This is a genomic window from Candidatus Poribacteria bacterium, from assembly GCA_021295715.1.
GTDB lineage: Bacteria > Poribacteria > WGA-4E > WGA-4E > WGA-3G > WGA-3G.
On the sequence record JAGWBV010000044.1, the window covers coordinates 29,578 to 33,850 of the forward strand.

Genomic DNA, 4,273 nt, shown 5'->3' on the forward strand with positions numbered 1-4,273 from the left:
TGTCAGTTGGGTTGAAGGGATTTTCCCTGTAGGGGCAGTCCCTTGTGGCTGCCCACATCCATCATTTTAGGAGTGACACTCGCTCCTGAAGATAGGAAGGTAATTGAACAACTTATACGCGACCAAGAAGTAAAAATAGAGGCTCTTACCCAAGAAATCGAAACGCTCAAACAACAGCGAATCGTCAACCCTTGAACCGCCAGAACGGTGTGCCGCAAAACATACTGGAACCGTCGCCGTCTTGAAGCCGAAGCACACGGCGAAACTTTTACAGAACCACCGCCCGGACACGATTCCCTAAAACTCAGAAAGAAAAAACGCTTTATCTTTTTCTGATTTCTCTTGAGAATCGGAACATTCCAATGACTTCAAATATTAATCCCAAGACGATATTTACGGGTGATAATCTCCCTATCATGCGAGGCATGAATAGCGAATCGGTTGACTTGATATACTTGGACCCACCGTTCAATAGCAATGCCAACTACGCCACGCCTATCGGTTCAGAAGCAGCGGGTGCAGCGTTCAAGGACACATGGACACTCAGTGATGTTGATATTATGTGGTTAGATTTAATTGAAGCAAAATGAAGTGCCACCGTTTATTCAGACCAAAAATTAGCAAAGTTAGGTTCCAAGTTTTGCTGTTGAAATTCCATAGGTGTCAAATAATCTAACGCCGAGCGCGGGCGTTTCTGGTGATACACTTGTGTAGTAAAATGATCGATGCGTTCTCTTGCCTCGGTTATATCTTCATACGCATTGAGGTGGACTTCCTCCTCCTTCGCTATATTTCGCTATATTTCGCAGCATTTCGCTATATTTCGCAAGAAGGAATACGAAAACGTTGCGGACTTTGAGCAGAAACATAACGTTGGCACTTCAGTCTGTTCGCGAGTGAACAAATTCGCCGACTGTTCGCGATCCTTTGCTGTTCAACCATTGTGGAACACCTATAGTTAACGCCAGTTTGAAAATACATCTGTAGGTGTTTTTGCTTGGGTGTTTCCCCTAGGTAGAGCGGTAAATACACCGAAAATTCAAGACACTTTCTGGATCAATACCGGTAGCGAAACCCAACGTGACACTTTTATCAAACTCACGTTATAGTTACGGCGATAAGCCCTATAAGTGCAATTACCAGCCAGAAGATTTGGCTTAATCGTTTGTCGGTTTTGCTTATTTTGACGTTGACAGTTTTGATTTCTTGAATTTAGATGTAAATACCCACTTGCGCACAGTCTCAATGAAAAAAGCGTGACTTTTTTCCGATTTTGGTGTATACTCTTATCGCAACCCCCGCAAAACCGACGCAAAGCGGTTGAGAGACTGTTTTGCCGCACCTGATGAGGACAAACGAAATGCCCACCCGGCATCCACTTCTGGAAATTTCGGAAATTGACACACATATCGAGGCATACCTAAATCAGGTCGGCGAAATCACGTATCGGTTTCCAGAACACGATTCGAGATGTCAATCCTTCCGAGCGGTCGTTGACAACCAGCGTTGGTTCGTCAAACACGGCAACATACCACAAACCATCAGATGGCTTAAGCAAGCTGTTCGTTTCCACGCCGCTGTCCAGCACGAGGCACTTCCTCGATTGCACAACGCTTTTGCTACGCCCGATGGTTTCGCACTGGTCTACAATTGGGTAGATGGGGAGGGTTTACGTCCGGAAAGGGAACTGCGTCCGGATGAAATTCACCCGCGTGATAGGTTTTGTGCATTGCCAGCAACTGAGATAATTGATGCACTCAACGTCATCTATGATGTCCATGTCCTTATTGAAAAACAAGGGTTTGTTGCTGAGGACTTTTACGACGGCTGCATTATCTATGACTTTGAGGAAAAGCGAGTTCATCTCTACGATTTTGACCACTATCATCCAGCACCTTTTATAAATGACCGCGGACGATTGTACGGCTCAACTCGATTCATGGCACCGGAGGAATTTCAGGAAGGCGCGAGAATCGACGAAAGGACAAACGTCTTTATGTTAGGACGGACGGCGTTCGTGTTGCTCGCCAACAACAGCGATTCACGAGACGACTGGAAAGGGAACGATGCTCTCTGGCATGTTGCGAAGAAAGCAACAAACGCGGACAAACAATTGCGATACCCATCTGTCCAAGCGTTCGTTTCCGCATGGCACGCCGCGATTAATGATTTTTAATTTATGGTCTCCTGTTAGGAAGTCGTCGATTTTAACAAAACTGTAGCCTGCAACAACGGCGCAGGTGACCCTGACGCGAAGAACGTCAATATCCAAGCAACCGACACTGACCCGCAAGGAATAATTAAAAATGCGAAAAATTACGGATAACGAAATTCAATTCTTCAATGATAACGGATACCTCATCTTGAAAGGTGTAATCCAATCCGATGAACTTTCCGTTATACAACGTGAAAGTCAACGATTGATTGATGAGATTTTGGCGGGTGGACCGGCAGACCCATGGTGCAACCGGGGTCCAGAAGGGATTCCTTACTACCTGACCTATCTACACTCCCATCCGAACGAGTTCTCCCTGAGACTTTTGGGACACCCGTCCATTGGGGATCTGCTACATCGGATCGTCGGACCCGATTTCATCCCATGCTATGAATCTTTAGTCTTCAAACTGCCGAAACACGGTTCCTCCGTTAGATGGCATCGGGACGGCAATGCAATCCGTGAAAATCATCCGATCTTTAACATCGATATATACATTGATGACTCCACTGTTGATAACGGGTGTGTCTGGGTCATCCCAAAAAGCCATCTCTGGGGGATCGAAGAGGCACAGGAGGTTATTGACAGGGGTGAAGCCAATTTTGAACGTGAAGACGCAGTGCCAGCAGAAGTTGAACCGGGTGATATTCTACTCCACCATACCAAGGTCTTACACGGCAGTAAAATTAACACGAGTGGGACGCTGCGTCGGGTGATTTACTTCGATCAACGGACCCCGCGATGGAACGAACGCTATAAATGGTGGCAATCGGAGTTCTTGACACAACGCTGCAAACTCTATCAGCGTGCCCTCCACGAACGCCGAACGAACCCTTATCCGTCGGATACCGAGCAGTTTGATTACAACATCCCATCAGATATGCCGACATGGGACCCAGCGGAAGATTTCGATCTGCGGATTCAGCACCGTGCCTATACGTATCAAGAGTAGCATGGAATTTTATCAGTGTTGTTGAGATTTTTTTATATTCAGCTTTTCGCCCGTCGCGATCCCATCCGGGTTTGCAGGACAATTTTATAGACGGGTTTCGCGTAGGAAACAACAGCAAGCCCGTAACGTAGTGGAGGGCGACTCGAGAGAAAGACGCGTGGAAGATCAAATTCACGTTGTTTCTCCGCAAGGTATAATTAAAAATGAATGTTTTACTTATAGGAGGTTCAGGACACGTCGGAACGATGACGCTCCCTTACATGAAGAGCCATCACAATTTCCGAGTCCTTGATCTCAATCCGCCCAAAGACACATCTATTGATTACATCCAAGGGTCCGTTGCCGATCCCGCTATCGTTCAGGAAGCGTTGAAAGGGATGGACACGTTCGTCTACATGGTGATGCTGCAACCGACGAGCGACCGGTCCTCTGTCGCCGATTTCAGCGACATTCTCGCAAACTACGAGGTGAACGCGAAGGGACTGCATATCGTCTTACATGCCGCGAAGGAAGCGGGCATTCGCCATGCCGTCTACACAAGCACTTTCACCGTGCATGAGCGGACGCGAAACAATTTTCCGTATGAAGATGTCGTCCCTCGTGATAATCCTGGGGTCTATGGATTGACCAAAGCCTTCGGTGAGCAGGTCTGCGAATACTTCTCACGAGAACACGGCATGTCACTTATTGCTTTGCGAATCACGGGGCCCTCTACACGCGAACAGTGGCTTGAACGTTACGCGCAACCCAAAGATTCATCAGTCCATATCTGGTGGACGGATGAAGAAGATTTAGCGACCGCGTATCTCGCGGCTATCTCGGTTGAACATGAGGGTTTTGACGCTTTCTTTATTTCGGGGGATCATGAACAGAAGGAGATTAATCTCTCGAAAGCGAAACGTCTGCTCGGTTGGGAACCGCTAACGCACACGCGTGTGTAATTTGACAAAAACCTTGTTACATGATACAATATAATACGGTCAAACCGAAAGTCTACGTTGAAACAACAGTGGTGAGTTATTTGGTTGCTAGTGCTGTGTCAAGTTGCGTTTGATAGTATTGTCAGTTGGGTTGAAGGGATTTTCCCTGTAGGGGCAGTCCCTTGT

4 protein-coding genes are annotated in these 4,273 nt (G+C 47.0%); all 4 read left to right on the forward strand.

What is annotated here, in order from left to right:
* The first annotated feature begins 362 nt into the window (after positions 1-362).
* The 4 genes from J4G07_12375 to J4G07_12390 all read left to right on the forward strand — a co-directional run bounded on the left by J4G07_12375 (position 363) and on the right by J4G07_12390 (position 4,108).
* Positions 363-590 (forward strand): hypothetical protein, encoded by a 228-nt coding sequence (locus J4G07_12375; protein ID MCE2414790.1) that lies wholly within the window; start codon positions 363-365, stop codon positions 588-590.
* Between the two features lie 770 nt (positions 591-1,360).
* Positions 1,361-2,176, forward strand: a complete 816-nt coding sequence (locus J4G07_12380) for a serine/threonine protein kinase (protein ID MCE2414791.1) — start codon at positions 1,361-1,363, stop codon at positions 2,174-2,176.
* Between the two features lie 130 nt (positions 2,177-2,306).
* Positions 2,307-3,167, forward strand: a complete 861-nt coding sequence (locus J4G07_12385) for a phytanoyl-CoA dioxygenase family protein (protein ID MCE2414792.1) — start codon at positions 2,307-2,309, stop codon at positions 3,165-3,167.
* Positions 3,168-3,370: 203 nt separating this feature from the next.
* Positions 3,371-4,108: an NAD(P)-dependent oxidoreductase gene (locus J4G07_12390; protein MCE2414793.1), complete on the forward strand. Its 738-nt coding sequence runs from the start codon at positions 3,371-3,373 to the stop codon at positions 4,106-4,108.
* Positions 4,109-4,273 lie beyond the last annotated feature (165 nt).

Bases quoted from the DNA above. Each gene is read 5' to 3' on its own strand.
- J4G07_12375 (MCE2414790.1), top strand. From the start codon at position 363: ATGACTTCAAATATTAATCCCAAGACGATATTTACGGGTGATAATCTC.
- J4G07_12380 (MCE2414791.1), top strand. From the start codon at position 1,361: ATGCCCACCCGGCATCCACTTCTGGAAATTTCGGAAATTGACACACAT.
- J4G07_12385 (MCE2414792.1), top strand. From the start codon at position 2,307: ATGCGAAAAATTACGGATAACGAAATTCAATTCTTCAATGATAACGGA.
- J4G07_12390 (MCE2414793.1), top strand. From the start codon at position 3,371: ATGAATGTTTTACTTATAGGAGGTTCAGGACACGTCGGAACGATGACG.